Annotated in this window: 32 protein-coding genes and 5 pseudogenes; 27 read left to right on the forward strand and 10 right to left on the reverse strand. The window is 56.8% G+C overall.

Features of this window, described 5'->3' with window-relative positions:
- The 14 genes and pseudogenes from JCM13995_RS07140 to kduI form a co-directional block, all read left to right on the forward strand.
- A partial coding sequence (locus JCM13995_RS07140) for a Gfo/Idh/MocA family protein (protein ID WP_225350774.1) occupies positions 1–1,117 on the forward strand: 1,117 nt, incomplete at its 5' end.
- Positions 1,114–2,895, forward strand: a pseudogene (locus tag JCM13995_RS07145) (glycoside hydrolase family 2 protein). The gene JCM13995_RS07140 and the pseudogene JCM13995_RS07145, both read left to right, overlap by 4 nt.
- Positions 2,892–3,506 (forward strand): aldose epimerase family protein, encoded by a 615-nt coding sequence (locus JCM13995_RS16920; RefSeq protein ID WP_054664011.1) that lies wholly within the window; start codon positions 2,892–2,894, stop codon positions 3,504–3,506. The pseudogene JCM13995_RS07145 and the gene JCM13995_RS16920 overlap by 4 nt, the downstream one beginning before the upstream one ends.
- A gap of 28 nt (positions 3,507–3,534) precedes the next feature.
- A complete protein-coding gene (locus JCM13995_RS16925) occupies positions 3,535–3,891 on the forward strand; it encodes an aldose epimerase family protein (RefSeq protein WP_263849602.1) in 357 nt (118 codons plus the stop codon).
- Between the two features lie 284 nt (positions 3,892–4,175).
- Positions 4,176–5,348: an ROK family protein gene (locus JCM13995_RS07160; protein WP_054664017.1), complete on the forward strand. Its 1,173-nt coding sequence runs from the start codon at positions 4,176–4,178 to the stop codon at positions 5,346–5,348.
- 52 nt (positions 5,349–5,400) lie between these two features.
- Positions 5,401–6,743 (forward strand): annotated as a pseudogene (gene xylA / locus JCM13995_RS07165) (xylose isomerase).
- Between the two features lie 12 nt (positions 6,744–6,755).
- Positions 6,756–8,255, forward strand: coding sequence for a xylulokinase (gene xylB, locus JCM13995_RS07170; protein WP_054664020.1), 1,500 nt, complete (start codon positions 6,756–6,758; stop codon positions 8,253–8,255).
- A 299-nt stretch (positions 8,256–8,554) separates the two neighbouring features.
- Positions 8,555–9,319, forward strand: a complete 765-nt coding sequence (locus tag JCM13995_RS07175) for an IclR family transcriptional regulator (RefSeq protein WP_054664023.1) — start codon at positions 8,555–8,557, stop codon at positions 9,317–9,319.
- A 175-nt stretch (positions 9,320–9,494) separates the two neighbouring features.
- On the forward strand, positions 9,495–10,319 hold the full coding sequence (gene kduD, locus JCM13995_RS07180; protein ID WP_054664026.1) for a 2-dehydro-3-deoxy-D-gluconate 5-dehydrogenase KduD: 825 nt from the start codon (positions 9,495–9,497) through the stop codon (positions 10,317–10,319).
- A gap of 24 nt (positions 10,320–10,343) precedes the next feature.
- Positions 10,344–10,505 (forward strand): hypothetical protein, encoded by a 162-nt coding sequence (locus JCM13995_RS17690; RefSeq protein ID WP_369385655.1) that lies wholly within the window; start codon positions 10,344–10,346, stop codon positions 10,503–10,505.
- Positions 10,502–10,663 (forward strand): hypothetical protein, encoded by a 162-nt coding sequence (locus JCM13995_RS17695; RefSeq protein ID WP_369385658.1) that lies wholly within the window; start codon positions 10,502–10,504, stop codon positions 10,661–10,663. The genes JCM13995_RS17690 and JCM13995_RS17695 overlap by 4 nt, the downstream gene beginning before the upstream one ends.
- On the forward strand, positions 10,656–11,306 hold the full coding sequence (locus tag JCM13995_RS07185) for a PfkB family carbohydrate kinase (RefSeq protein WP_369385656.1): 651 nt from the start codon (positions 10,656–10,658) through the stop codon (positions 11,304–11,306). The genes JCM13995_RS17695 and JCM13995_RS07185 overlap by 8 nt, the downstream gene beginning before the upstream one ends.
- A 10-nt stretch (positions 11,307–11,316) precedes the next feature.
- Positions 11,317–11,960 (forward strand): annotated as a pseudogene (locus tag JCM13995_RS07190) (bifunctional 4-hydroxy-2-oxoglutarate aldolase/2-dehydro-3-deoxy-phosphogluconate aldolase).
- Between the two features lie 102 nt (positions 11,961–12,062).
- Positions 12,063–12,908: a 5-dehydro-4-deoxy-D-glucuronate isomerase gene (gene kduI, locus JCM13995_RS07195; RefSeq protein WP_054664032.1), complete on the forward strand. Its 846-nt coding sequence runs from the start codon at positions 12,063–12,065 to the stop codon at positions 12,906–12,908.
- Here kduI and JCM13995_RS14425 read toward each other — a convergent pair.
- On the reverse strand, positions 12,896–13,297 hold the full coding sequence (locus JCM13995_RS14425; protein WP_156314364.1) for a hypothetical protein: 402 nt from the start codon (positions 13,295–13,297) through the stop codon (positions 12,896–12,898). The two genes, kduI and JCM13995_RS14425, sit on opposite strands and share 13 nt — an antisense overlap.
- A 34-nt stretch (positions 13,298–13,331) precedes the next feature.
- Between JCM13995_RS14425 and JCM13995_RS14430 the strand changes: the two genes are divergently transcribed.
- The 4 genes from JCM13995_RS14430 to JCM13995_RS07215 all read left to right on the forward strand — a co-directional run bounded on the left by JCM13995_RS14430 (position 13,332) and on the right by JCM13995_RS07215 (position 15,403).
- A complete protein-coding gene (locus JCM13995_RS14430; protein ID WP_156314365.1) occupies positions 13,332–13,712 on the forward strand; it encodes a DUF7402 domain-containing protein in 381 nt (126 codons plus the stop codon).
- A 59-nt stretch (positions 13,713–13,771) separates the two neighbouring features.
- Positions 13,772–14,791 carry a sugar kinase gene (locus JCM13995_RS07205; RefSeq protein ID WP_054664035.1) on the forward strand — a complete coding sequence of 340 codons (1,020 nt, stop codon included), beginning with the start codon at positions 13,772–13,774 and terminating at the stop codon, positions 14,789–14,791.
- A 180-nt stretch (positions 14,792–14,971) separates the two neighbouring features.
- Positions 14,972–15,172, forward strand: a complete 201-nt coding sequence (locus JCM13995_RS07210; protein WP_054664038.1) for a hypothetical protein — start codon at positions 14,972–14,974, stop codon at positions 15,170–15,172.
- 30 nt (positions 15,173–15,202) lie between these two features.
- The gene (locus JCM13995_RS07215) at positions 15,203–15,403 is read left to right on the forward strand and encodes a hypothetical protein (protein ID WP_054664041.1); all 201 of its coding nucleotides are present in this window, start codon (positions 15,203–15,205) and stop codon (positions 15,401–15,403) included.
- Positions 15,404–15,499: 96 nt separating this feature from the next.
- Here JCM13995_RS07215 and JCM13995_RS07220 read toward each other — a convergent pair whose 3' ends face one another.
- Genes JCM13995_RS07220 through JCM13995_RS07225 form a run of 3 tightly spaced genes read right to left on the reverse strand, consistent with a single transcriptional unit; the run spans position 15,500 to position 16,175 of the window.
- Positions 15,500–15,757, reverse strand: a complete 258-nt coding sequence (locus JCM13995_RS07220; protein WP_369385657.1) for a type II toxin-antitoxin system PemK/MazF family toxin — start codon at positions 15,755–15,757, stop codon at positions 15,500–15,502.
- Positions 15,754–15,894, reverse strand: a complete 141-nt coding sequence (locus JCM13995_RS15935; protein ID WP_225350775.1) for a hypothetical protein — start codon at positions 15,892–15,894, stop codon at positions 15,754–15,756. The genes JCM13995_RS07220 and JCM13995_RS15935 overlap by 4 nt, the downstream gene beginning before the upstream one ends.
- A 2-nt stretch (positions 15,895–15,896) precedes the next feature.
- Complete coding sequence (locus JCM13995_RS07225; RefSeq protein WP_054664044.1) at positions 15,897–16,175, reverse strand: hypothetical protein; 279 nt, start codon at positions 16,173–16,175, stop codon at positions 15,897–15,899.
- Positions 16,176–16,528: 353 nt separating this feature from the next.
- On the opposite strand from JCM13995_RS07225, the gene JCM13995_RS07230 reads away from it, so the two are divergent.
- Complete coding sequence (locus JCM13995_RS07230; protein WP_054664078.1) at positions 16,529–16,798, forward strand: type II toxin-antitoxin system Phd/YefM family antitoxin; 270 nt, start codon at positions 16,529–16,531, stop codon at positions 16,796–16,798.
- Positions 16,791–17,054 carry a Txe/YoeB family addiction module toxin gene (locus JCM13995_RS07235; RefSeq protein WP_054664047.1) on the forward strand — a complete coding sequence of 88 codons (264 nt, stop codon included), beginning with the start codon at positions 16,791–16,793 and terminating at the stop codon, positions 17,052–17,054. The genes JCM13995_RS07230 and JCM13995_RS07235 overlap by 8 nt, the downstream gene beginning before the upstream one ends.
- Before the next feature lie 93 nt (positions 17,055–17,147).
- Here JCM13995_RS07235 and JCM13995_RS07240 read toward each other — a convergent pair.
- Positions 17,148–18,375: pseudogene (locus JCM13995_RS07240) on the reverse strand (MFS transporter).
- 241 nt (positions 18,376–18,616) lie between these two features.
- Between JCM13995_RS07240 and JCM13995_RS07245 the strand changes: the two are divergent.
- The 5 genes and pseudogenes from JCM13995_RS07245 (at position 18,617) to JCM13995_RS07260 (ending at position 20,744) form a co-directional block, all read left to right on the forward strand.
- Entirely contained in the window at positions 18,617–18,838 is a 222-nt protein-coding gene (locus tag JCM13995_RS07245; RefSeq protein WP_082397761.1) for a P8 family protein, read from the forward strand.
- Between the two features lie 201 nt (positions 18,839–19,039).
- Positions 19,040–19,480, forward strand: a complete 441-nt coding sequence (locus JCM13995_RS15940) for a class I SAM-dependent methyltransferase (RefSeq protein ID WP_225350776.1) — start codon at positions 19,040–19,042, stop codon at positions 19,478–19,480.
- A gap of 22 nt (positions 19,481–19,502) precedes the next feature.
- Entirely contained in the window at positions 19,503–19,694 is a 192-nt protein-coding gene (locus JCM13995_RS15945; RefSeq protein ID WP_225350777.1) for a methyltransferase, read from the forward strand.
- Positions 19,694–20,254 carry a LysE/ArgO family amino acid transporter gene (locus tag JCM13995_RS07255; protein WP_054664052.1) on the forward strand — a complete coding sequence of 187 codons (561 nt, stop codon included), beginning with the start codon at positions 19,694–19,696 and terminating at the stop codon, positions 20,252–20,254. Before JCM13995_RS15945 ends, JCM13995_RS07255 begins: the two co-directional genes overlap by 1 nt.
- Before the next feature lie 80 nt (positions 20,255–20,334).
- Positions 20,335–20,744: pseudogene (locus JCM13995_RS07260) on the forward strand (peptide deformylase).
- Here the strand turns inward: JCM13995_RS07260 and JCM13995_RS18070 are convergent.
- From JCM13995_RS18070 to JCM13995_RS07290, 5 genes are all read right to left on the reverse strand, one after another.
- Positions 20,701–21,858, reverse strand: a complete 1,158-nt coding sequence (locus JCM13995_RS18070; protein WP_162230919.1) for a DUF916 domain-containing protein — start codon at positions 21,856–21,858, stop codon at positions 20,701–20,703. The pseudogene JCM13995_RS07260 and the gene JCM13995_RS18070 overlap by 44 nt on opposite strands.
- Positions 21,859–22,020: 162 nt before the next feature.
- Complete coding sequence (locus tag JCM13995_RS07275; protein ID WP_054664059.1) at positions 22,021–23,250, reverse strand: hypothetical protein; 1,230 nt, start codon at positions 23,248–23,250, stop codon at positions 22,021–22,023.
- Positions 23,251–23,252: 2 nt separating this feature from the next.
- Complete coding sequence (locus tag JCM13995_RS07280) at positions 23,253–23,717, reverse strand: LPXTG cell wall anchor domain-containing protein (protein ID WP_054664062.1); 465 nt, start codon at positions 23,715–23,717, stop codon at positions 23,253–23,255.
- Positions 23,718–23,783: 66 nt separating this feature from the next.
- Entirely contained in the window at positions 23,784–24,389 is a 606-nt protein-coding gene (locus JCM13995_RS07285; protein WP_054664065.1) for a WxL domain-containing protein, read from the reverse strand.
- A gap of 316 nt (positions 24,390–24,705) precedes the next feature.
- Positions 24,706–25,401 (reverse strand): DUF554 domain-containing protein, encoded by a 696-nt coding sequence (locus tag JCM13995_RS07290; protein WP_054664068.1) that lies wholly within the window; start codon positions 25,399–25,401, stop codon positions 24,706–24,708.
- A gap of 122 nt (positions 25,402–25,523) precedes the next feature.
- Here JCM13995_RS07290 and JCM13995_RS07295 point away from each other — a divergent pair, with 122 nt between their 5' ends.
- Both JCM13995_RS07295 and JCM13995_RS07300 read left to right on the forward strand, forming a co-directional pair.
- Positions 25,524–25,772 (forward strand): carbohydrate kinase family protein, encoded by a 249-nt coding sequence (locus tag JCM13995_RS07295; protein WP_054664071.1) that lies wholly within the window; start codon positions 25,524–25,526, stop codon positions 25,770–25,772.
- A 56-nt stretch (positions 25,773–25,828) separates the two neighbouring features.
- Positions 25,829–26,106: bifunctional hydroxymethylpyrimidine kinase/phosphomethylpyrimidine kinase (locus JCM13995_RS07300; RefSeq protein WP_173581557.1), on the forward strand; the 278-nt coding region annotated here is incomplete at its 3' end.

The raw sequence follows: 26,106 nt of genomic DNA on the forward strand, positions 1-26,106 counted from the left end.
TCTTAAATACGGACAATACATATTAAGAAGGTCAACAGGGCGGGCGGCGTGGGCACCGGCCCTGTTATGGTGTAAGGGAGAAGTCAGCATGATCAATTTTGGAATTATTGGGTGTGGGCATATTGCGGCAGTCCATGCGGCAGCGCTCGCCGCTTTGGCCGACGCACAGTTGGTAGCATGCTGTGATATAGATCCACTCAAAGGTGAGGCCTATGCCAAAGCGAACCATTGTCGCTATTATTCACAGGCTTCAGAGCTAATCAAAGATCCTGAGGTGCGCGTCGTTACAATTGCGACACCGCACTATCTGCATGCGTCGATGAGTATTCAGGCTCTGCAGGCGGGCAAAGACGTCCTGTGCGAAAAGCCAATGGCCACAACGTTGGCCGATGCGAAAGCCGTAGTTGCGGCTTACAGAACGAGCAAAGGCACCTATACGGTGGTCTATCAGAATCGCTTCAATCCTGTAAACGTGCAGCTAAAAGCAGCACTGCAAAATAAAGAGTTTGGCCCATTGCTTGGCGTAAAAGCTCAGATGACGTGGCATCGAGATGCCGCGTACTACACTTCAACTGACTGGAAGGGTACTTGGCAGTATGAGGGCGGTGGGGTTTTGATGAATCAGGCCATTCACACGCTTGATGAGATTTATTGGTTGGCCGGTATGCCGACAAGAATTAAAGGCAAGATTATGACTTCGCTCCTCGAATCCGTGATTGAAGTTGAGGATAACGCGATGGCTACCGCAGTGCTGCCCGGGGGAACTCCGATTGTGTTTTTCGCCTCTAATAGCTTTATCAAAGATCCACCCCCAATCGTGCAGTTAGAGTTTCCGGATACGACCGTTCAAATCGATGCTAACACGCTGAGAATCAACGATCGAGTGATCCAAGACGCCGCACCTACTCTCACAATTGGGAAGGCGGCGTGGGGTGGCAGCCATCAGCGGATGATTGAAGCAGTGGTGAATCGAATCATGCACGTGGATGACCCCCTTTTGGATCATCTGGCAGGCGCAGACGGGTTAGCGTCGTTGAGTATGGTGTTAGGTATCTACGAATCGGATAAAAGCGGGAAATGGGTTACCCTGCCGGCAATTAGTGAGGTTGCAAAATGAGCAGAGATGAATATCCACGTCCACAACTGGTGCGGAAAAACTGGCAAAATTTAAATGGCACATGGGAATTTGCTTTTGACGATGACCAGAGTGGGCGTAGGAAGGCTTGGTATCGCGGTGAAGGGTCTTTGATCAAAAGATTATCGTGCCTTTTGCCTATCAGACAAAGCTGAGTGGTGTTGATGATCAGACGCCGCATGACCACGTTTGGTATCGCCGCCGGTTTAACGTTAAGAGTGAGGCGGGGCAGCTGCTGCTTCACTTTGGCGCTGTGGATTATCAGGCTTCAGTCTTTGTTAATGGTCAAATGGTTGTTCAACACATAGGTGGTGAGACCCCATTTAGCGCAGACATTACTGATTTTGTTGAAAATGGCGAAAATCTGTTGGTCGTCCAAGTTGATGACCCTCATCGTGACGAAACGATTCCTAGAGGTAAACAAATTTGGGAGAATCAATCTACTGGCATATGGTACACGAACACCACTGGGATTTGGCAGACGGTTTGGATTGAAACTGTGCCAGCGACTTATATTCAAAATTTGAAATTCACACCAGATTTTGATCGAGGCGCAATCGATATTCAGTTGGCGCTTAATCAGGTGCCGGAGAACACGCAAATTAGCTATCAGATCAGCTTTAAAGATCAGCTTGTGGCATCGGGCGTAAAGACCGCCACCACATCTCTGACTGAGTGGTCAGTTGACCTTTTTCAAGAACAAATCTTTCGGACCAGTTATCATGGTGCCGGTTGGACATGGTCACCAGAGAACCCCAATCTGTTTGATATTCAACTAACTGTGGGTGATGACACTGTCGGAAGTTATTTTGGCATGCGCAAAGTGAGTGCCGCAAATGGCATGATTTACCTGAATGATCATCCCTACTATCAGAAGCTGGTGCTGGATCAAGGGTATTGGCCGGAGGGCCTTTTGACCGCGCCGACAGATCAAGCCTACAAAGACGACATCGAGCTGTCTAAGAAAATGGGCTTTAACGGTTGCCGCAAACACCAAAAGGTCGAGGACCCACGCTTTCTGTACTGGGCGGATCACCTAGCTACCTAGTCTGGGGTGAATGCGCTGCCGCGCCAATCTACAATGCGCATGCGGTTCGGCGTTTGACCATGAATGGGATGAAATTATTGACCGCGATTACAACCACCCAAGTATCGTGACCTGGACGCCATTAAACGAAAGCTGGGGTGTCCCGAAGCTGCAGTTTGACCGGCAACAGCAACACTTTGCTCAGGCTCTGTATCATTATATTCATAGCCTAGATGAGACACGTTTGATTAGTGGTGATGATGGTTGGAGTCAGGTCGAAACCGATATCTGTGCCTTTCATGATTACGGACATGGTTCCGATTCAGAAACCCAGCAGCAAGCAGCTTTTAGTGAGCGTCTCAGTGACACGCAGCACATCTTGGTCAGCTCGCCCGGAGGTAAGCAGATGTTTGCGGATGGGTTCAGCTGGTCAGGCCAGCCGATCATGTTGACCGAATTCGGCGGGGTTAGTTATGAGCCTGAACAACGTGAAGGCTGGGGATACACGACAGCGGCGACGCCGGCGGAATATCTCGCTGACTTGCAGCGAATTTTCGCCGCAGTTTATGGCTCGCGAGCATTGTGGGGCTTCTGCTACACTCAATTGACTGACGTGGAACAGGAACAGAACGGTCTGCTGCAGTACGACCGCAGCCCCAAGGTGCCTGTTGATAAAGTTAAGCAAATTCTCGATGGCTATCATCCAGATGCTGTGGCGGAGGTGGCAAAATGACACTGACATTGCGGAAGTATGGTGAACGAGACGGCGAGTTCCTGTACGAGTATGTGCTTACGAATCACAATGGGATGCGTGTGACTCTGATGAATTTTGGCGCTACCCTTGAAAAGGTTGAGGTCCCTAGCGGTGATCATCTCGTTGATGTCATTCTTTCCCTGAAGAAACCTGAAGACTATGCGGCTGAACGTAATTTACTGGGCAGTACAGTGGGCCGGATTATCGGTCGTCTGCCCGGTCATGTCTGGCACAGCGGGAAGCGACTGCTCGATTTGCCGGCTGGCGAAGGCCCTAACCATATCCATGGCGGCTTAGATGGTCTGGATCGTCAAGTTTGGACAGGCACCTATCGCAGTGAAAAGTCGCAGGATACCGTGACTTTCACGTACTTGGATCCTGATGGGCACAATCAGTTTCCAGGGAATGTACTGGTGACAGTCAGTTACACGTTAGCTGATGACAATGCGGTGACGTATTCAATCAACGCAGTCACTGATCAGATGACGTTATTTAATCCCAGCAACCACGTGTATTTTGCCCTTGATGGTCCCAATACAACGATTGAGGATACCACGCTTACGATGGCCAGCGATTACTATGGGCCTTGAAGCCCACATGCCGCTTGGGTGGACCAGTGTGGCAGATTCGCCGTTCGACTTTAGAAATGGTCAGCGTTTGGGTGACGTGTTGCAAAAAGTGCTTGATGGTGCGGGCTTTGATCACCCATTCCTACTGAAAAATGACCACGCCGTCAGATTGGTCGGCGCCTCTGGAAGAGCGATGGCGATGACAACAACCGCCAGTGCGCTGGTGATGTTTACTGGTAACCACTTCCGCGGTGATGGTCAAGGAATTCTTGGTCACTTCAAGCCGCATGCCGGTCTGACGCTCGAGACTCAGGTTGCACCTGCTGCAGGGCTCGATTGGTCGGGGGTTACACTGATGCCGGGTCGCCCGTTTAATTTGAAGACTAAGTGGGCATTCACGTTCTAAGATGGTCTTTCCCACACACTGCACCCTGTGCACGGGTTATATGTTCGGCCGCTTACCGGAGTGGGTGTTATTTTGAAACGATGCGAACTAGTTAGCAATCGAGCTGGCTGGTTCGTTTTTTTTGCTGGCTGCGTCTTAGCATGCTGTGGAAAGTGTCAGGCCGGTTGCAATCCTGCCTGATGCGTGCATCCTAAAGTAAATCACAAGTGGGGCATCTACAATGGCGGAAATTAGCAAGCGCGACGTGCGCGAAAACAACGAAAAAAAACGTGCTGCAGGACGTGATGAACAGTGGGCCAACCTCGCGCAGCCAGGTGGCAAAGGATCTGCAGCTGAATAAGGTGACGGTGTCGGACATTTTTAGCCAGCTGATCGACGAGGGGTACCTTGAGGAGCTGGGTGCCGGGGCCGGCTCACAGGCGGGTGGCCGTAAACCGACCCTGTACCGGTTCGATCCGCACTTTGGCTACGTGATCAGTTTTGACCTGGGGTTTCACGCCACCGATATGAGCGTCAGCACCCTCGACGGGCAGGTCCTGCAAAGCGGCAACTTCTGGGGAGAAGGGGCGGCGCTCACCGAACGGCTGGCCCTGATGCTGGCCAAAATTCAGGCCTACCAGAGGCAGCCGGTCACGCAGACGCGCCATGGCCTGATGGGGGTGGCCATCGGAATCCACGGGATTGTCTATCAGAATCGGATCTTGGATTCCCCATTTTTGGCGACGACTGATGTCGACATTGCCGCTTATTTTCAGCAGGCGTTGCACGTGCCGGTGGTCCTGGAAAACGAAGCCAATTTGGCGGCGCTTTACGCCCGTGACTTCACGCAGCTCGCGACTGCCCAGCAGGATCTGGTTGCGCTGAGCATTCACAAGGGCATCGGCGCCGGCGTGGTCATCAACGGCCAGCTGTTTCGCGGCGCGCAAGGCGGTGCCGGTGAGGTTGGCCGGACCTTTGTTGAGCCGGATGCGGCCGGTGAACCAATCAAAATTGAGACGTTGTGCTCCGAAGACGCGGTGATGGCCCAGTTGCGGGAGGCCCTCGGTGACCCTGCGCTGACGGAAAAGGCAGTCGCGCTGCGCTATCAGGCCGACGATGTGAAGGTCCAGCAGGTGCTGAGCCAATTTGCGACATACTTGGCGATGGTCGTTCACAATTTGGTCGCCACTTATGATCCCAAAATCGTGGTGATTAACTCGACGCTGATGGCGCAGATCCCAAGGCTGCTGGCCGTAGTTGCCAGTGAGGTCCAGCGGTTTGGCAGCCAGGTCAGACTGACGCTTTGCCAGGACGTCGACCACGCCGTCACACTGGGCGGGACCGCGCTCATTGTGCACCAAGTTCTCGGGATGGGCCGTCGCAGCTGCATTTCAAAAACGCGTGAGCGCGCAGACGGGACTCGGGAACGCGTGAAATCGCTGCCAAAATTGATTGACTCTGCGTTTGCGATGTGTTAGTTTTGTCCCGTAGTTAGTAAGTTATCTAAACATACCAAATGGAGGCTTTACGATGGCAAAACAGGAGTATTTTCCTGATGTTTCTAAAATCAGTTACATTGGCCCAACGTCACTGAGGTCCAAGATGGGGTTTCAGTACTATAACCCGGATGAGGTCGTCGGCGGCAAGAAGATGCGCGACTGGTTGCGCTTCTCCGTTGCATACTGGCACACCTTCGGTCAAAAGCTCGACGACATCTTCGGCGACGGCACCGCGATTCGCCCTTGGGACGGCTTGACTGGCATGGATCTGGCGAAGGCGCGCGTTGATGCGGCCTTTGAATTCTATGACAAACTGGGCGTCGACTTCTTCTGCTTCCACGACCGTGACATCGCCCCAGAAGGCGACACGCTGCGTGAGACCAACAAAAACATTGAAGAGATCACCGACATGTTCGTGGACTACCAGAAGACTTCGCACATGAAGGTGCTTTGGAACACCGCGAACATGTTCACCAACCCGCGGTTTGTTGCCGGCGCGGCATCCAGTCCGTTTGCGGACATCTTTGCGTTTGCTGCGGCCCAGGTCAAGGAAGGCCTGGACACCGCCAAGAAGGTGGGCTCGGCGAACTACGTGTTCTGGGGCGGCCGCGAAGGTTACGAATCCCTGCTGAACACAGACATGAAGCGCGAGCAGGATCACTTGGGCGAGTTCTTCCACATGGCCGCTGACTACGCGAAGTCCATCGGCTTCACCGGCCAGCTGCTGCTCGAGCCAAAGCCGAAGGAACCGATGATGCACCAGTACGATTTTGATGCGGCGACCACCATCGCGTTCATGAAGGAATATGCCTGGACGGCACTTACAAGCTGAACCTGGAAGGCAACCACGCCAACTTGGCCGGCCACACTTACCAGCACGAAATTCGGGTGGCGCGCTCCGCTGGGCTGCTCGGCTCTTTGGACGCCAACCAGGGCGACAAGCTGATTGGCTGGGATCTGGATCAGTTCCCGACCAACCTGTACGAATCCACGATGGCAATGTACGAAGTCGTTGAAAACGGCGGTCTGAACAAAGGCGGCCTGAACTTCGATGCCAAGCCGCGGCGTTCTTCCTTCACCCCAGAAGACATGTTCTACTCTCACATTGTGGGCATGGACACTTATGCCGCTGGTCTGAAGGTGGCGCTGAAGTTGAAGCAGGACAAAGTCTTCGAGGACTTTATTGCAGATCGTTACAGCAGCTACGATTCCGGCATTGGTGCCTCGATCGAAGCGGGTAAGGAAGACTTCAACTCTTTGAACAAGTACGTGATCGATAAGCCGCAAAGTGAGTTGCGTGCAGCCACCAAGTCCGGTCGTTGGGAAGAGCTGGAAGACACGTTGAACCACTACATCATTGAGACGCTGAAGTAACGGAGGGACACTATGGCAGCCGTAATTGGAGTTGATTTGGGGACGAGCGCGGTCAAGGTCCTGCTGGTGGATGAAACCGGCGCGACCCTGGCGACTGGCAGCACGGCCTATCCGCTGCAGCAGCCCAAGCCCGGCTACAGCGAGCAAGATCCGGAAGACTGGATCCGCAGCGTGAAAGCAGCCATCATTGCCTTGGGGAAAAAGCCCGAAGCTGATCTTAGCCAAGTGGCTGGACTGAGCTTTTCCGGCCAGATGCACGGCTTGGTCCTGCTTTCGGCTGCCATGCGGCCACTGCGCCCAGCCATTTTGTGGAACGACACGCGCACGACGGCCGAGGTCAATCAGATCAACCAGACGATGGGCAAGCGGTTCATTGAGATCACGCGCAACCGTGCGCTTGAAGGCTTCACGTTGCCTAAGCTCCTGTGGGTGCAAAAGCACGAACCCGAGAATTTTGCCGCGGCCAAAATGTTCCTTCTGCCCAAGGATTACGTGCGGTATCGCATGACTGGCGTGGCCGGAATCGATTACTCGGATGCCGCTGGGACTGTGATGCTGGATGAGGATAAACGGCGCTGGTCGCCGGCCATCCTTGCGACCTTCAACATTCCCGCGAGCCTCTGCCCACCGCTGATTGAGGCCACTGACTGTGTTGGCACGCTTGATCCAGAGTTCGCCGCGGCAGTCGGCTTGCCGAAGACCGTCAAAGTCTTTGGCGGCGGTGCGGACAATGCCTGCGGCGCAGTCGGTGCCGGGGTGCTGCACCCCGACCAGTTGCTGCTCAGCATTGGCACCTCTGGCGTCGTCCTCACTTATGAACCGGACTCGAAAACGACGTACAACGGCAAGCTGCATTATTTTGACCACGTTGTGCCAGGGCAGCACTACTCGATGGGCGTGACGCTGGCGGCCGGACACAGCCTGAACTGGTTCAAGAAGACCTTTGCGCCAGACGAGGATTTTGCGACTTTGGTGGCCAGCGCGGCGGCGTCAAGGCCAGGCGCCAACGGGCTACTTTTCACGCCGTACCTGGTGGGCGAACGCACGCCGTACGCGGATGCCAAGATTCGTGGGAGCTTTATCGGCATCGACAGCCGCCAGACCCGCGCGGATTTTGTCCGGGCGGTGATTGAAGGCATCACGTTCTCGTTCCGCGATGTGCTGGCGGTTTACCAAGACAGTGGGCGGACCTTTAAGTCGGCCATCACGATTGGTGGCGGGTCGCAAAGCCCACTGTGGTTGCAGATTCAGGCGGACATTTTGAACCTGAAGATCGTCAGCCTGAAAAACAACCAAGGCCCTGGCATCGGGGCGGCAATGATCGCCGCGGTCGGGCTCGGCTGGTTTGCCAGCTTTGAGGCCTGTGCCAAGCAGTTCGTTGAAGAAAAAGCAACCTACGTGCCGGATCGAAAGCAGGTCGAACGCTACACTCGTTATTACAAACTTTATCATGACGTCTATCCTGCCACTTGGCCGATCACGGCGGGGTTGCTGCAGACTGAAGAATCATGATGGCGAAACCGCTCAGCGTTCCTGGGCGGTTTTTGTGACCAGGCGGTGGTGAAGCCATCCGTCACCGAAGTATGACCTTCACTGCAAAAGTGAAGCAGTTTTCATTTTGGTCGTCATTGAAGGAGAAAACAGGTCAGACGTTGAAAGGCGAACTCTGATATGAGCTCCTTTGTAAGGCGTTACTTCACCACTCTGAGGTAACGCCATTTTTTTGCGCTCGCTGGGCTTGTTAATTTTTCCAATTGTGTATAAAATATTCGTAGTTTCCAAATAATAAACACCAGAAGGGGGCAACCCAGATGAGCGAACCAAGCACTGGGAAACCATACGGAACGGTTTTGATTAAAGCCAACGAGATCCTTGAATTCCTGTTAAAAACCCAAGACGCGCCGTCGCTGGCCCAGATCAGTGCCGGACTGGGCATGGCCAAGCCGACCGCGCAGAAGATCCTCACCACCATGAACCAGTTGGGGATGGTGCGGCGCGACGACCAAACCAAGCGCTACTACATTGGCACGCAGATGATCGCGTACGCCCAAAAGGCGCTGGCCAGCTTTGACATCGCCGGGGCGGCGCGGCCGTTTCTGCAGAAGCTGCGCGACGAGACCGGCGAGACCATTAACCTCGGCGTGCTGCGCGACTCGAAAATCGTGCTGATCGAAAAGCTGGAAAGCCCGACCTCGATCAAGCTGCAATCTATCATCGGCGGGACGATGAACTTGTACTCGTCTGCGATGGGGAAGGCGGTGCTGGCGACATACACGCAAAGCCAGCTGCGGCAGTACTTCGACACCACGAAGCTCACGCCGCTCACCCCGTACACCATCACGAGTCAGACCAAGCTGCAGGCCGATCTGAAGCAGATCCAGCAAACCGGCGTCAGCATCGACAACGAGGAAAACGAGTCCGAGGTGTTCTGCCTCGGGGCGACGATTCACAAGAACCATCAGCTGTACGGGGCCTTTTCCATTTCGACGCCGAAGTATCGGCTGCCTAAGGAGCGGCGCACGGAGTTTGTGCGCCTGCTGCTCAACACGCAGCACGCCATTGAAGCGGCGCTATAAATCTGAAAGCGAGACAAGCGAGGCCGCGGCCCCGCTATTTTTTTGTCCGCGGCAGCCGTAATCGCTTGCAAAATCCAGTTCAATGCCGTATATTGACGGTGTTGATTGTTTTTGGAAATAGAGTTTCTTATAAAGAAACGATATTTTCACACTAAAACGATAGGAGCTGAGTTTAATGGCAGAGATCCATCAGACAGAAGAAGAAATCAAGAAGCACGAGGCCGAACTTGACCAGTTTAAGATGAGCAAGTTCGATTTGACAGGCAAGGTGGCCGTCATCACTGGCGGTAACACCGGCCTGGGCCAGGGTTACGCGGTGGCCATGGCGGAAGCCGGTGCCGACATTTTCATTCCCACGTTCGGCACGGCCGAATGGGACAACACCCGACGCCTGATCGAAAAGCGCGGCCGTAAAGTTGAGTTCGCCGATGTCGACCTGACCAAGGACGGCGTCGCGGACAAGGTCGTTGCCGAGGCCGTTGAAAAAATGGGCCACATCGACATTCTGGTCAACAACGCCGGCATGATCCGCCGCAACCCACTGCTGGAATCCAAGGACAAGGACTGGGACCAGGTCATCGCCATCAACCTGAGCGCCGTTTACCACATGAGCCTGGCCGCCGCGAAGGTCTTCGCCAAGCAGAAGTACGGCAAGATCATCAACATCGGCTCGATGCTGTCGTTCCAAGGCGGCAAGTTCATTCCTTCCTACACCGCGTCTAAGCACGGGGTTGCCGGTCTGACCAAGGCTTTCGCGTCCGAACTGGGTGTGTACAACATCACGGTTAACGCCATTGCGCCAGGGTACATCAAGACCGAAAACACCGCGCCGATTCGCGCCGACAAGGATCGCAACAAGGAGATCCTCGACCGGATCCCAGCTGGCCACTGGGCAGAGCCTTACGAACTGATGGGCATTGCGGTGTTCCTGGCCAGCGATGCTTCCAGCTACATCAACGGGGCAATTATCCCAGTCGACGGCGGCTACCTGGTTCGTTAATCTTCCCGTCAGTGAGGTGACAAAATGGCAGAAATCGTCACGATTGGCGAGCCGCTGGTGTTGTTTGCCGCTGAAGACGAGGATCAAAGCCTGGCGCAAGCCACGCATTTTCACAAGTACCTGGCCGGCGCCGAGGTCAATGTGGCCGTGGGGGCACGCGCCTGGGCCACTCGGTCGATTACCTGACGGCAGTCGGCGACGGGCCCAACGGGGAGTTCATCACCCAAGCACTGGCCGCGCGCGGCATTGAAACCGACCACATTGTTGTCGACCCTGCGCACTGGACCGGCGTGATGTTCAAACAGAAAACGTCGGTGGGCGATCCGGCGACGTTACATGCGTAAAGACTCGGCGGCCGCCAATCTGACCGCCAGTCAGCTACCGGACCTGGACCTCACCGCCACGCGCGTTGCCCACCTGACCGGCATTTACGCCGGCGTGTCCGCAACCAGTCGCGAGACGCTGCAGGCGCTGATCGGCCGGCTGCACCAGGCCAATGTTCCGATCAGTTTCGACCCGAACCTGCGCCCGGCGCTGTGGCCGGATGAAGCCGGGATGCGCCAAACGCTTAACCGGCTGGCCCAAGAGGCCACGCTGGTGCTTCCCGGCCTCAAGGAAGGCCGCACGCTGACCGGTGAAGAGACACCCGAAGCCATCGCGCAGTTTTACTTTGACCAAAGCCCGCGCACCAAGGCTGTGGTGATCAAGCTTGGCAGCCGCGGCGCATCCTTTCACACGCGTGTTGGGGCGCACGGCACCGTGCCCGGTTTTGTCGCCGAGCGCGTCGTTGATACGGTCGGGGCCGGCGACGGGTTTGCCCTGGGCGTGTTGACGGCGCGGCTGGAAGGCCTGGACTGGGCGCAGGCCACCGCGCGCGGTAACGCGATCGGTGCGCTGGGTGTGCAGTCGCCGAGCGACAACGACGGCTACCCGGATCAGGCGGGCTTGAAACAGTTTATCAAAACGGCGACGCGAGCCGTCGATTAGGAGGATCTCAATGAAAAAAGTGGAGTTGTTGAATCGCATTAAGCCGCCGGCGTGATTGCCGTCATCCGTGAGGACAGCGCGGAGAAAGCCGTGAAGCTGGCCGACGCCGTCATTGCGGGCGGCGTGACCGGCATTGAGCTGACCTTCACCGTGCCGCACGCCGATCAGGCCATCACCGAGCTGACGGAAAAGTACGCCGGCGATGACAACGTGATCATTGGTGCCGGCACGGTGCTGGACGCGGTCACCGCGCGCATCGCCATCATCGACGGCGCGGAGTTCATCGTCAGCCCTAGCTTCAACCCGGAAGTTGCCAAGGTCTGCAACCTGTACTCGATTCCTTACACCCCAGGCTGCCTGACGCCAACCGAGATCCAGCACGCGCTGGAAGCCGGGGTCGACCTGGTCAAACTGTTCCCTGGTTCCGTTGCCGGCCCAGGCATGGTCAAGGCGGTGCTGGCACCGTTCCCGAACGCCTCAATCATGCCGACCGGCGGCGTGTCGCTGGACAACATGGCGGACTGGTTCAAGGCCGGCGTCACGGTTGTCGGCGCTGGCTCCAACCTGACGGCTGCGGCCAAAACCGGTGATTTTGCCGGCGTCACGGCCACCGCAAAGCAGTACGCCGCCAAGCTCAAGGCAATTCGCGGCTAGTATCATTCGCCAGTTGCAGTGTGCAAACTGAACGCTGGCAGAATTTGGCTGGCCCGCCAAAGTGGGCCGCTATCAATCATTTTCTAAGGAGAGAGATCAACCATGGCTTTTTCAATGAAAACAAACTACGCGCACAGTCCCAAGGACATCGAGCATTACTCCACTGAGGAGATGCGTGACCAGTTCCAGGTCGAGCACCTGTTCACCCCTGGTGACATTAACCTGACTTATACGTACAACGACCGCATGATCTTCGGCGGCGTGACGCCAACGACCGCACCGCTGGAAATCGTCCTCGGCAAGGAGCTGGGCGTTGAGTTCTTCCTGCAGCGCCGCGAACTGGGCGTGATCAACATCGGCGGCGAAGGCACTATCACGATCGACGGTGACGAGCAGCAAATGGTCACCCACGACGGCTACTATGTCGGCATGGGCCACAAGCACGTGGTCTTCGCGTCGAAGGACCCGCAAAACCCGGCCAAGTTCTACACAGTCTCCACGCCGGCCCACAAGACCTACCCGGACAAGAAGCTGCCGTTTGCCAACGCCCTGAAGAAGCCGATCGGCGACCAGGACCACATGAACAAGCGGACGATTTACAAGTACATCGATGCCAGCCAAATGGACACCTGCCAGCTGCAAATGGGCTACACCGTCCTAGAGCCAGGGTCGTCTTGGAACACCATGCCGGCGCACACGCACGCGCGCCGCATGGAGACTTATCTTTACATTGAATTCCCGACCCCGGACACCCGCGTGTTCCACTTCATGGGTCAGCCGAACGCGACCAAGCACCTGGTCATGACCAACGAGTCCGCAGTCGTTAACCCGAGCTGGTCCATCCACTGCGGCGTTGGCACCACGAACTACGCCTTCATCTGGGCAATGTGCGGTGAAAACCAAACTTACGACGACATGGATGAAGTCGCCATGGATCAGCTGAAGTAGGTGGCGCGATGCAAACCCTGAAGTTTGGTCTGTACAACGGCGACCACTTGGAAAAAGCGGCCCCGGCCGGCCACTCCGCTTACCTGGTGTTTCAACACGGCTACAAGCGCGGTGACTACTACCAGGTCGAAGTCGATAAGGCCCCGGCGTACCTGGTCGTGCAGCTGGACGCGGCGCTCAGTCCGGCCCTGATTTACGTCACGGCCCCGACATTCCGCTATGCCATTCCGTTCGACGATCAGCGCGAGTGGCCGTACCCGGACGGCGCATTTGCCGGGCACAAGCACTACGCGAGTGTGCGGTTTGCTGCGCCAGATGAGATTGCTGCGCGGCGCAACCTCGCGGTGAACAGCCACGACCTGCGCGAAGCCAAGGACGTCTTTCCGCACGCCTCGGCCAACGCCGAGACGCGCGGGCGAGTACGTGTTCTTCGCCCGCAATGCGATCGATGGCTACGTGGCCAACGAGTCGCACGGCAATTTTCCGTTCCAGTCGTGGGGCATCGACCAGCGCGAAGACGCCGAGCTGACCGTCGATTTCGGTCGGCCGGTCACCATCGACACGCTGATCCTCACGCTGCGCGCCGATTACCCACACGACACCTACTGGACCGACGGCACCGCCCTCTTTTCCGACGGCAGCCAGCTGCCACTGACAATGGCGAAAACGGCCGGGCCGCAGCCTTACACGTTTGCCGCCAAAACGGTCACCTGGGTTCGCCTCACCGCGTTGAAGCGGGCGCAGGGCACCGAGTTCTTCCCGGCGCTGACGGAGCTGGCGGTCATCGGTAAGAACGCGGAATGATGAGAACCGGTGCGGCGTGGTTGCGCCTGCGCCGGTTTTTTTAATCAAGGAGGATCATCATGACAAAAGTACTGACAATGGGGGAGATCATGCTGCGCTTGAAGCCGCCGGTCAACGAGCGGATCATTCAGACGACCAGCTTTGAGGCGAACTACGGCGGCGCCGAGGCCAATGTGGCGGCCAGCCTGGCGCTTTTGGGCGAGGACGCGGCCTTTTTGACCAAGCTGCCAAGCAACCCGCTGGGCGATGCAGCGCTGTACACCCTGCGCGGCTACGGGGTCGACACGACGCGCATCCTGCGCGGCGGCCCGCGGCTAGGCATTTACTACTTTGAAAAAGGCGCCAGCGTGCGCACGACCAGCGTGGTGTACGACCGCGCCGGCAGCAGCTTTGCCGAGGCGCAGCCGGATGAGTTCGACTGGCCGATGCTGCTTGACGACGTCGACACATTCTACTTCTCCGGCATCACGGCGGCGCTGTCGCCGGCGATGGCCAGTGCGCTGCAGGCCGCCTGTGGGTACTGCGAGGCGCACGGCATCACCGTGGTGCTGGACACCAACTACCGCGGCAAAATGTGGACGCCGGCCCAAGCCCAGGCGACGATGAAGACCTTGCTGCCGCATGTATCGGTGGTGCTGGCCCACGACGAGGACTTCGAGGCAACGCTGGGCATCAAGGCATTCGACGGCGACGAAACGCGCGGCATCGAGCAGGTGGCCAGCTTTGAGGCCGCCATGCGCGAGGTGCAGCGCCGGTATCCCAACATTCACACCGTTGGCTCGATCCTGCGCGACATTCGCTCGGTCGAGGATTCGGACTGGACCGCGCTGCTGCTGCAGGATGGAACGCTCAGCCGCGCCGTGACCCATCACCTGCACGTGATGGAAGGCGTTGGCTCCGGCGATGCCTTTGGCGCCGGGCTGCTGCACGCGATGCGGCAGGGCCTGACCGGCGAGCCGCTGATCAACTACGCGCTGGCCGCTTCCGTGCTCAAGCTGACGATTCAAGGCGACATCAATCTGAACACTGACGCCGAGGTGAAGGCACTGATGAACCACGCCGGGGCGATGAACCGGTAGCAGTCGAAAAAAAATTTCCAACCAGGCCCGCAGTCAATTGTGCGGGCCTGTTTTGACGCTGTTGAACCGGTAAAATAAGCCGGTTTTCCTCCGCCCTGGGCCTCAGCAAAATTGCGACTAAGGACTGATTTAACGGCTCTGGGAAGCACTATGCTTAGGTCGTTAGAAGGAGGAAGTAAAATGTGGGAAAGAATTGTTGGGGTGCTGTTTGTCCTGCTGGGGATCTGGCAGATGGTGGTTAGCAAGCGCTACGGTCATCAGGTGACGCATCATGGGAATGCCGCGACCTCCTCGTTTTCGCTGCTGGCGCTGGCGGACAGTTTCTACTTGGGGATCATGTTTGTCGGAATCGGGATCGCGACGTTTTTTATGCAGTTTTGAGTTGGCATCCCGGGCAAGGGAGTGATGATCATGTGGAAAACTATTGCAGGTATTGCGCTGATTTTACTGGGCGCCTGGCAGGTTTATCTGAGCTTTCGGTTCAGGCACACGCTAACCCGGCGCACGGACCCGAACGCCGCGACCTTTTCGCCGTTCGGGCTGGCCTACAGCTTCTTTATCGGGCTTGTGTTCGCCGGCATGGGGGTGGCCCTTCTGCTTGGGGCATTCTGAATGGTGACGTAAAAAAAGCGGCGCGTCCTTGCACTTTGATGTGCAAGGACGCGCCGTTAAGTATACAGATGAGTTGTTTTTTCGTTTGCAGCGACGCTATTCAAAAATATCGATTGCTACCTTTTTTTTAAGCGTGTTAAGCATACTAGGGCTGACGTGACCGATAATGCTCGCATGTCTCGCAACCTGATCAAAGGTCGGCAACTGCCAAAGGATAATATTTCCCTTCGTCTTACTTTCGAGATCAACAAACGGAAGGTAACCACTCATGTCCGCAAAATCTGTGGTCGTGATGGCCATCCCCACAACCATGCCGGTGAGCTGATTGTAGTCAGTGTTGGATAGGACAATCAAATGTCGCCTAATGTTGCCCCGCCTTGGATCATGACCACCATATTTCTGCCAGCAGGCGGCTCCGCGTCGATCGTGATGATGTCACCCTGTTTTGGTGCGGACAAGTCTCGCTTACTTGTGAGAGGTGAGTTTGCCATGACTAAAGCTCCTTACCTACACGAGGCTCTTCAGAGAAGTTGCCTATTTTGTCCAAATCTGCCCGAAAATTGTGTTTTTCTGCGTCAGGTGTATGCCAAAAATTTACGTGACGCGGTTCATAAAGCAGTGAACCATCATCTTGAACCCGTAATGCATACTCTTGTCCTGGTTTAATCCCGGTCTCAGCGGGGACGGTCAGGCTGACTGAATATTCCGACTTCCTGGTAATAAACTTGCCGATGACGCGGCCTTGTTTGTTAGTTGTTGTCTTCGTGGTCAACACATCCCTTCGTGTGATAAAAGTATACACCGGAATTACCGTACCGACAGACGAATCGTTTCGTCGACGTGCTGACCGTACATTTCGTTACTAGACTATGCCCCGACGCCTCGCGAATGCTGTCGGCGCGGCTTTTGAGGCTTTCTGATTAGTCTCACAAACAAGGCGCCTTGCACGATTGAATGCAGGGCGCGTTGCGTCTCACAGGAGTAGTAACGGTTGACTGCGGATGGACTAATCGAAAAGACTGAGGAACTTTTCTGGATGACACTGGCGAGAATCTTACATTGTACAAATTGTGGTACAATGGTACGCAATCTGGTACAATAGGCCCATGGAAGGAGTGGATGACTTTGGATGCAGTTTCTTACAGCGGCTTTCGTAAAAACCTAAAGTCTTATATGCAGAAGGTGAACCAGGATTCCGAGTCATTGTTGGTGACAGCCAAGGATCCGGAAGACACCATCGTTGTGATGAGCAAAAGTGACTATGACTCAATGCAAGAAACCATGTACTTGTTGAGCAACCCCGATCTAATGGCACGCATTCGCCGGGGCGATAAGCAAATTCAGTCTGGCAAGGCCAAAGTGCATGACTTGCTGGAGGGTGGGGACGATGATTAAGTCTTGGACAGATGACGCCTGGGATGACTATCTGTACTGGCACGCTCAGAATGATAAAGCGATCATCAAGAGAATCAACAAGTTAATTAAATCAATCGATTCAACGCCTTACGAGGGCCTTGGCAAGCCAGAGCCGTTGCGATTTGAGCTTCAAGGTAAATGGTCACGTCGGATTTCCCAGGAGGATCGATTAGTGTACAGCATTGAAAACAATGCGATCATTATTTTTTCCTGCCGTTATCATTATGATCTCTAGCAAACAGGTTGGGTCATCAAGCATGATTAGTTCAACCTGTCCGCCCATACGCACCACGAGTTTTTAATCGTGGTGCTTTTTGAATGGCGGAGATTATTGCCCCGACGCCTCGCGGATGCTGTCGGCGCGGCTTTGGTGGAACCATTTTGACACGAGCTTGCGGTTGACCAGCAGGGTCGGGATCAGCAGGATGAGCGCCAAGAACCCGCAGGACGGGAAGCCCCACAGGCCGCCGAACACGTCCATGACACTGCCGACGTACAGTGAGCCGACCGGCGTGGAGCCCTGGTTGAGCAGGACGTAGACGGACATGATGCGCCCGCGCAGCTCGCCCGGGATGTTGAACTGGAACGACGCGTTGGACTGGTTGAGAAAGACCATGTTGCAAAAGCCGACCAGCACCATCACCACCATGGCGAGCCAGTAGCTGCGCACAAACAGCATGCCGGCCTGCAGGGTCGCGGTGCCGATGCCGACCCAGAGGTAAATGTTGCGCTGCATGCCGTAGCGCGACAGGTAGCTCATCAAAAAGGCGGCAATCAGCGACCCGACGCCAGTGGCCGATAGCAGATTGGCGTAGGTCTGCGCGCCGCCGTGGAAGACGGTTTTGGCCAATGGGGATGATGACGTTGTTGTTGAAGTTAAGCGTGCAGACGATCAGCATCAGCTCGGCGGACAAGCGCACGGCGGCGTGGGTCCAGACGTAATGCAGGCCTTCCTTGAGGTCGGTCCAGACGCGCTCGTGCGAGTGTGACGCGACGACGTGGTCCTGCTGGATCAAGAACAGCCCGAGCAGCACGGCCAGGTACGAAATAGCGTCGACCAGGAAGCAGAAGCCGACGGAAAACTGCGCCATCAGCACGCCCGCCAGCGCCGGCCCGGCGATTTTCGCTAAGTTAAAAATGGTGGAGTTAAGCGAAATGCCGTTCATCAGGTTCTTTTGGCCGACCAGTTCGACGACGAAGCTCTGGCGGGTCGGCGTGTCGAAGGCCTGAAAGCAGCCGTACAGCAGCGCGATGAGCAGGATCTCCCAGTACTGCACGATGCCGGTGTAGACGAGCACTGTCATCACCACACCCAGCAGCAGGAAGGCGCTTTGGGTGATCATTAAAATGGTGCGCTTAGGGAAGCGGTCGATCAGGGTGCCGGCGACCAGCGTGAGGCCCATGATGGGGATGAACTGAAACGCCGACAGCAAGCCGACCTTGAACGCGGACTTGGTCATTTCGTACACCAGCCAGGTCTGCGCGGTGCGCTGGATCCACGTGCCCATGGTCGATACGCACTGGCCCAGCCAGAAGTACCGGAAGTTTTTTTTCACTTAGCGAGGAGAACATCGTGCGCAAAACGTTCATGAGCCAGACCCTTTTCTAGTGTAGTTACACCTATATGGTTAGCTTATTCTGGGTAAGTGTCAATCAAAAAGTCGGCCGCACCGAGAAGCGTTTTGTCAACAATTAGCACTCAGCAAAATAAAGTGCTAGTAAATTTAACGCTTTTGGCCGAAAGTGTTCTATAATGAATTTGTTGTTAATTAAGACAAAAACATACGGAGGTATTAAATCATGGCAGTAGACCCAGAAAAGACTCTTGTACTCGACGAACCAATGAACGCAGTGTTTGACTGGAGCGATGAGGAAACCCCTGTCCGTGACGCGATTTGGGACGCTTACATGGAAGCAAACAACCACGACACGATCAAGACCGAGGAGCAAATGAAGCCGGTGCTCGACATGAGCGACGACGACGTGAAGGCTCTGGCCGAGAAACTCCTGAAGAAGTAACTCAACCACACCATTCAAATCAGCGGGCTGCCCAGTGCAGCCCGCTTTTAATATGCTATGATTAACGCAACTAATTTTTCGCGGAGGCACTCATGGTTATCAGGACATTAACGCAGACACGGTGGACGGCTGGGTGAAGGCCGGCTGGCAGTGGGGTCAGCCGATCGATCACCAGACCTACGTCAACGCGCAGCACGGCCAGTGGGACATTTTGCTCACCCCAACGCGGCCGATGCCGCACGACTGGCTGTTTGCGACATGCGTGGGAAAAAGGTGCTGGGCCTGGCGTCCGGCGGCGGCCAGCAGATGCCGCTGCTTGCGGCGATGGGCGCGGCGGTGACGGTCCTCGACTACTCCAAGGCGCAGTTGCAAACCGAGCGTCAGCTGGCGGATCACGAAGGGTACGCCATCACCATCGTGCGCGCCGACATGACCCAGCCGCTGCCGTTTGACGACGAGGCCTTTGACCTGATCATCCAGCCGGTCGCCAACTGCTACATTGAGGAAGTCTTGCCGCTGTCGCGCGAGTGTGCTCGCATTTTAAAGCCCGGCGGCCGGCTGTTAGTGGGGATGGACAACGGCATCAACTACATCGTTGACGACGCCCACGAGGAAAAAAATCGTCCGGGGTCTGCCATATAACCCACTCAAAGACGCGAAACTAATGGCCAGCATTGATACCAAGGAAGACGGCATTCAATTTTCCCACACGCTGGACGCGCAGCTGCGCGGCCAGCTTCAGGCAGGCCTTTCGTTTAGGGACATGTACGAGGATTACAACGGCGAGGGCCGGCTGGACCAGCTGCGCATTCCAACGTTTTGGGCCACCTGCGCCGAGAAACCGGCGGCGCGCTGATGCTGGCCGTGTACCTGCGGGCGTTTGTGATCGCGCTGGCGCTGGTGTCGTCGATCGGCATGCAGAACATTTTTGCGTTCAATAACGCGCTGAGCAACCCGCTGAAAAAGGCGCTGATCGTCCTGGGCTTCATCTGGCTGTTCGACACGCTGCTGTCGACGGTGGCGTTTCTGGGCTTCGGGTCGCTGATCGCCAGCAATGAGGTGCTGCGCATTGGCGTGATGGGCCTTGGCGGCGCGGTCGTGATCTGGACCGGCTGGGGCATCCTGCGCGGCGCCAATGCGGCGGCGTTTGGCAACCGCCAGCAGGAACAGTCCCTGCGCCAGTGGTTCACCGGTGCCTTCGTGGTCTCGTTCGGTAACCCGCAGGCGTTGATCGACACTGGGGTCACGCTGGGGGCACTGCGGGCGCCGTTGACTGGCGCGCAGGCCCTGGTGTTTCTGGCGGGAATCATCTCAGCCAGCGCCGTGTGGTTCACGGGCATCACGCTGGCGCTGAACCTACTGAAGGACCGGCTGCGCGCCGGCTCATCATGTGGATCAACATTATTTCCGGCGTGATCGTGATGGGCTACGGCGTGAACTTGGTGGTTCAGGCCGTCCGGGCGATCCTCAAGGCGTTTTAGAAAAGGGGCACTTCAATGATCAGACCGATTGAAAAAGACCAGCTCTTCCTGCAGCAAAAGGCGCAGCCGGCCACGCCTGCCGACCGCCAGGTGATGCAGGACCTCAAGGACACACTCGCGCTAACGCCACGCGCTGTGTCGGTATGGCGGCCAACATGATCGGCGTGGCCAAGCGCATCATCATCGTGCAGATGGGCCCGCTACCGGTGGTCATGGTCAATCCTTACATCACTGGGCAGACCGGCCAGTACCAAACCACCGAAGGCTGCCTGAGCCTGGACGGCGAGCGGCCGGCCACCCGGTTTCAGCAGATCACTGTCCAGTTCCAGGACGTCAACTTCAAGCCGCACACCCAGGAGTTCACCGGCTTTGTCGCCCAGATCATTCAACACGAGGTCGCCCACTGCGATGGGGTGCTGATCTAACTTCATGGTTAACTGAAAAAGGAAAGCCCGAGTGAGGACTTTCCTTTTTTTCGTGGTGCTTAAATGCTATTGTAAGCCTTACGCGGCCTGCTGCTTGCGGCTGCGGCGCCACCACCACACCATACCGCCGGCCAATCCGACAATGACCACGGCCATGCCGCCGACCAGGTACCAGACCCAGCTGCCGGAGCCGCTTGTCGGGCCGTTTGACTTCGGGGTCAGGCCCAGCGCCTGGTTCACCTTTTTGGCCTCCTGGGCCTTGATGGTGAACTGGTCCTTGAATGCCCAGTCCTTGTCGCTGGTGGCGACGTTCACCTTGACGTCGTAATCGCCTGGCTCGAGCTCTTTTTCGGTGCTGAGCGTCAGCGGCAGGCTGGAATTTGGCGCCATCGACCACTGGGTCACGGTGCGGGTCAGCAGCGGCTTGGATTCGCCTTTTTTTGGTCACTTCGACGGTGGCCTTGAGGTCATCGATGTAAATTGGCGCGACGTTGCGCAGCGTGACGATCACGCCGCCGCTTGCGTTGTTGTTTTCCGTGCCGGCCGCGACCTTGCCCAGCTTGAGGTCGGGCTGGGTCGTCACCACGGCGTCCGCGTTGGTCTGCAGCTGCACGCCGATGATCATCGCGAACTGGTTGTTCAGGCTGATGCCTTCGCCGGCCTCAGCTGGCGCACTGACGCTTTGGTCGAGCACGTGAATGCCGCCCAGCTTGACGCCGGTGAAGCCGGCCGCTGGGACCTTCAGCGGAATGGTCACGGTTTGGGTCTGGCCAGCCGCCACTTTGACTTCCTGTTTCGGCTTGCTGCTGAAGCTGGTCAAGGGCGCCGTCAGCGACGGGTCGACGTCATCCTGGTCCTTGGGCTCGTAGCCGATCTCACCGTTGCTTTGGCTGTAGGCGTTGGTCAGTGTCACGACAAAAGTCTTGGCTTCCTTGCTTGTGTTTTCCACCTGCACCTGCAGATCGCGGGTCTGGCTGGGCGACACCAGCAAGTTGAAGTAGTCGGTCACCCCGTTGATCTGGTCGTTGCCCAGGACCGGGGTCACAGAAAACTCGGCGCCTGCCGCTTGAACCGACTGGTGCTGCGCGAGGCCGAGACCGAAAGTGAGCGCCAAGCGCCGAGGATGAGTCAAAGTTTCTTCATGGCTGCAATCTCCTGACGTAGTTTTTTGTTAAAAGCGATTAGTTTACTACTTTAATTGTATGAAGATGCGGGGCGGTTGCGCAACTCAGAACCCTTTGCCAGCAAAAAAAACGGGGGTCGCCCCCCGGTGGTGCTACGGTGCTGTGGTGTAGTTCCAGGTGATGGTCCCGGCCTTGGTGCCAGCAGTGACGCCATCGAACTGGTCGATGATCAGTTGGCTGTTGTCGATCGGGGCATCAATGGATTGACCGTTGCCAATGGTGGTTGTGGTGCTGTTATCCTTAAGCGCGACCTGATACTTGCCGACACTGAACTTCAACGTGACGCCGCCAGGCTGGTAGCCGTCGCCCAGGTTGAAGCTGCTCATGCTGGCGGTGAGGCGGCCCTTGAGGTTCGGGTCGGTGTTCTCAAAGTCCAGCCAGCCGTTCGGGGCGTGCACGTTGTTCTGCACGACCTGGCCGGAAGCAATAGCCTTCACAGAGGTCCAGCCGAAGAAGAAGCCTGGCACGTCCAGCGACAGTTTGTGCTTCGGCAGCGGCAGGGCCACTTCGGTCTTCGCGTGGTGTTTTGGCACATTGAACTCCGCGGTGGCTTTGGCCTGATTCCGCGCGTCGTCTTTCGCCACGACCGGAATGTCCACGATGATGCTCTTGGCGTGGGTGGTGTGGGCAGTGCCGAGCAAAATGTTGTTCAGGCGATTCGTGCCGCTGGCGGTCACCACCTGAGACCGCCCGTTCACGCGGATGGTCATGCCTTGCGCACTCGGGGCGAGCTGGTAGTTGGTCGGTACGGTGAAGGTCCCGGTCAGCTTTTTCCAGTCGATGTTCTTGGAGTCATTGTAGTTCAGGGTGTAGCGCACAACTAAATGGTCGTTGGCCTGAACGGTGGCATTGCCCACCGGACCGCCGGTGTTCCAAATGGTGCCCAGCCGCACTTCGCCAGTGGCCTTGGCGCGCCATTCTTCTTTTTCCGGGTGGTGCTTATCCGCCGCAGCGGCCGTTTCCGGCATTGGCTTGACTGCTGGGGCTGCTGCGTTGGCTTCCGCTTCCGGAGCTGGCGTCGGGGCAACCGCTTCAGTTTCCGGTGCCGGCGTCGGGATCGCCGGTTCCGCTTCGGTTTCCGGCGTCACGCTTGGCGTGGACGGCTGAACTGCCGGGACGTCTTCCTTTGGCGCCGTTGCCGTTGCGCTATCCGCACTTGGCGCAGCAGCTTCGGTTGCGGTGGCCGCATCATCAGCCGCAACCACCTGAGCGGCTGGCGCTGCAGTTCCTGAGTCGACCGCCAGCACTGGGGTCAACGAAGACAGCGGGATGGCCAGCGCGCAAGCCAAGGTCACAAGCGTCATCAACTTTGTTTGCCGCATAACTAACCCTTCTTTCTATCGAGGAACAACACGCCGGACAACGCGCCCAGCACCAACAGGCCAGCGGTGATCAAACCGATGCTGGAGTAGCTGCCGGCTTGCGGCAGGGCTGAATCAGCCTGCTTTTCCTCATCGGTGGTGGTTGCCGCATTACCGCCGGATGGCGTGTCGTCATCCTGACTTGGTGGCACAATTGCGGCGCTGTCGTTTTCTTCCTGGTCTTGCGGATCGGTTGGGGTGTCTGGGTCTTCCGGATCCACGGGGTCGGGATCAACAGGGTCTGGATCTACAGGATCCGGGTCGATTGGGTCCGGGTCTTGTGGGTCTGAGTCGTCCACGATGACAATGCCGACGTTGCTGTCTTTTGTTTGCGGATTCTTATCCGCTGCCAACACAGCCTGGCCGCCAGTCAAAATGAACGCGGCTGCCAGCGTTGAGAGCCAGCGCAGAGGCGTTATCTTACTCACTTGAATCCCTCCTTCTAAAAAGAGCCGAAGCCTGATGGCATCGGCTCACACGTAAGGTTGAGGTTGTTAGCGGCCGGTGGAAGCAAGGGTCCAGGTCATGGTCCCAGTGTACGCGCCAGCTTGAATGTCTTCTTGTTGATCGATCCGCAGGTCGGTGGTGTTGATCTTGTAGTTACCCAAGCCACTGCCTGAGCTCTTGTCAGAGGTAGCGAGCAGCGTTGCCGAGTTACCACCAGCGCGCAGCCAGGTGTAGCCACCGAGCTGGCCCGGCATGGTCTTGTTGCCGGTTTGCCCCAGTGTCAACATCATCTGAGCACTGTTGATCTTGTTCTTGCCGCTGTTCAGATTGCCCAGCTTTGCAGACAGCTTCCAGCCCTTTGAATCGCCGCGGAAGTCGTTCAGCAGCACGCGCGAGAAGCGAGTGCTTGCCAGACGGGAATCAGTGTACGGCTTTGTCGCAATGTCAGAGACAGACACCTTGGTGAAGTTCAGGTCGGGAACGGCAACTAATTCAAGCTTGCCAGGGGTGACAACAACGCTGGCCTTTGAGGTCTTCGTGATTTCTGGATTTGATGGCCCAGTGGTTTCAGCGGCTAAAACCCCAGTGCCGCTTCCCATACCCATCGCCAGAATCGGGAGAACCAAAGCGGAAGCAAGTAAACCTTTCTTCATGAACAAAACCCTCCTAATGTTGTGAGTGACAGTGACAATTAGTAGCTTACGTAAATAAGCATAACGAGATTCTTTTTAGTGCCGCAACTCAGAACCCTTGAAAATAGTTAAATAATTATAGTTATCATAATTATAGCCGGTATAACGGCATTTACAAATTTATTGAATGGCCGACTGATCCCGGTTGTGGGGACTGAAAGTGCACTTTCGGGTAAGCCGTGAATGCCGTTTCTCAAAGTGACACCCGCGCGCGCGAGACGAAAAAAAGCCAGCGCGCGGCTGGCTTGGAAAACTTGCTTAGATTAACTAATTGCCGCTAAACCAGGTGCTGCCACAGTGCCATGGCCCCGAAAAACAGCGGCGGGATTGCCAGCGCCGGCAGCAGGTTCAGCGTCTTGATCTTGGCCAGGCCGAGGAGGTTGACCCCGGACGCGAAAATTAAGACGCCGCCGACGATCGAGATCTCGGTGAGCAGGGCGGATGAGATCGCCCCGCGCAGCAGCAGTGCGATGAGGTAGATGCCGCCTTGCCAGCAAAACAGCACGGGTGCCGCCAGCATGATGCCGATGCCAAACGTCGAGGCGAGCACCATCGAGGTGATCAGGTCCAGCGTGCCGTTGGTGAAGAGAAACGTGTAGTCCTGCTTGAGGGCTGCCTCCATCGGCCCGACGATCGACAGGGTGCCGATGCAAAACAGGAGAATCGCGGTCGACAGGCCTTCGCTCAGGTTCGAACCGCTTTTACTGGCCTTGCCCAGCAGGTGGTTAAAGTGGCCGTCCAGGTCGAGGCCGCTGCCGATGAGAACGCCAAGCGCCATGCTCGCGATAAAGAGGACCGGGTAATGAGAGTGCGGCATTTTCTGAATCGACGTATTGATGCCGAGCATCATGACCGCTAGGCCCATCGCCGTCATCAGCGCGTGGTGCGCCGACTCCGGGATGCCGCGCTTAAACAGCGCCCCCACTGAGCTGCCAATGATGATCATCGTAACGTTAAACAGCGTGCCGATCATAGTCTCGCCTCCACGTATTAAGTCTGATTATACCTTAATTAGGCGGCAAACATTCTTTCAGAAAAAGAACTCGGTCCCTCGCCCAAAAGCTGGTATGATTGGCTCTTAGGAGGTGGGGTGCCTTGACACAACCACAGGTGATCATCAGCGAAGATTTGTCCGGGGTCGGGCAGGTGTCGCTTGGCGTGGCGCTGCCGGTGCTGGCGACCCTGGGTTTCAACTGCGCGGTCCTGCCGACCGCTTATCTCTCAACGCACACCGGTGGCCTCGGCCAGCCCGTGGTCACCAGCCTGGCGGCGCAAATCGCGCCCACGTCGGCGCACTGGCAGACCTTACCGCTGCAGCCCCAAGGCGTTCTGCTCGGTACTTAGGGAAGACGGCGCTGGCGGCCTGGCAGCAGGTCTTACCCGATTGGCAAGCGGCGCCGGTGCAGCTGCTGGACCCGGCTATGGCCGATGGCGGCAAGCTATACAGCGGCTTTGATGACGCATACGTCGCCGCGATGCGGGCGCTGATCCCGCAGGCGTCTGTGATCACCCCGAACCTAACGGAAGCACAGCTGCTGCTGGGACAGCAGCCGGACCTGGCGCCGCGGTCAGATGAAAACGCAACGGATTTGGCGGCCGCGCTGACCACCCGGTTTGGTGTGCAGACGCTAGTCACCGGGATCCCGCTGCTGGATGGGTCACTGGCGGTGGCCGGCTG

The organism is Lacticaseibacillus camelliae DSM 22697 = JCM 13995 (assembly GCF_001311195.1).
Lineage (GTDB): Bacteria > Bacillota > Bacilli > Lactobacillales > Lactobacillaceae > Lacticaseibacillus > Lacticaseibacillus camelliae.

Bases quoted from the DNA above. Each gene is read 5' to 3' on its own strand.
- JCM13995_RS17690 (WP_369385655.1), top strand. From the start codon at position 10,344: ATGGCAGAAATCGTCACGATTGGCGAGCCGCTGGTGTTGTTTGCCGCT.
- JCM13995_RS07290 (WP_054664068.1), bottom strand. From the start codon at position 25,401: ATGATCGGCACGCTGTTTAACGTTACGATGATCATCATTGGCAGCTCA.
- JCM13995_RS15935 (WP_225350775.1), bottom strand. From the start codon at position 15,894: ATGGCAAACTCACCTCTCACAAGTAAGCGAGACTTGTCCGCACCAAAA.
- JCM13995_RS07175 (WP_054664023.1), top strand. From the start codon at position 8,555: ATGAGCGAACCAAGCACTGGGAAACCATACGGAACGGTTTTGATTAAA.
- JCM13995_RS07215 (WP_054664041.1), top strand. From the start codon at position 15,203: ATGTGGAAAACTATTGCAGGTATTGCGCTGATTTTACTGGGCGCCTGG.
- JCM13995_RS07210 (WP_054664038.1), top strand. From the start codon at position 14,972: ATGTGGGAAAGAATTGTTGGGGTGCTGTTTGTCCTGCTGGGGATCTGG.
- JCM13995_RS07160 (WP_054664017.1), top strand. From the start codon at position 4,176: ATGAACAGTGGGCCAACCTCGCGCAGCCAGGTGGCAAAGGATCTGCAG.
- JCM13995_RS07275 (WP_054664059.1), bottom strand. From the start codon at position 23,250: ATGCGGCAAACAAAGTTGATGACGCTTGTGACCTTGGCTTGCGCGCTG.
- kduD (WP_054664026.1), top strand. From the start codon at position 9,495: ATGGCAGAGATCCATCAGACAGAAGAAGAAATCAAGAAGCACGAGGCC.
- JCM13995_RS16920 (WP_054664011.1), top strand. From the start codon at position 2,892: ATGACACTGACATTGCGGAAGTATGGTGAACGAGACGGCGAGTTCCTG.
- JCM13995_RS07235 (WP_054664047.1), top strand. From the start codon at position 16,791: ATGATTAAGTCTTGGACAGATGACGCCTGGGATGACTATCTGTACTGG.
- JCM13995_RS15945 (WP_225350777.1), top strand. From the start codon at position 19,503: ATGGCCAGCATTGATACCAAGGAAGACGGCATTCAATTTTCCCACACG.
- JCM13995_RS07185 (WP_369385656.1), top strand. From the start codon at position 10,656: ATGCGTAAAGACTCGGCGGCCGCCAATCTGACCGCCAGTCAGCTACCG.
- xylB (WP_054664020.1), top strand. From the start codon at position 6,756: ATGGCAGCCGTAATTGGAGTTGATTTGGGGACGAGCGCGGTCAAGGTC.
- JCM13995_RS07285 (WP_054664065.1), bottom strand. From the start codon at position 24,389: ATGAAGAAAGGTTTACTTGCTTCCGCTTTGGTTCTCCCGATTCTGGCG.
- JCM13995_RS07255 (WP_054664052.1), top strand. From the start codon at position 19,694: ATGCTGGCCGTGTACCTGCGGGCGTTTGTGATCGCGCTGGCGCTGGTG.
- JCM13995_RS07205 (WP_054664035.1), top strand. From the start codon at position 13,772: ATGACAAAAGTACTGACAATGGGGGAGATCATGCTGCGCTTGAAGCCG.
- kduI (WP_054664032.1), top strand. From the start codon at position 12,063: ATGGCTTTTTCAATGAAAACAAACTACGCGCACAGTCCCAAGGACATC.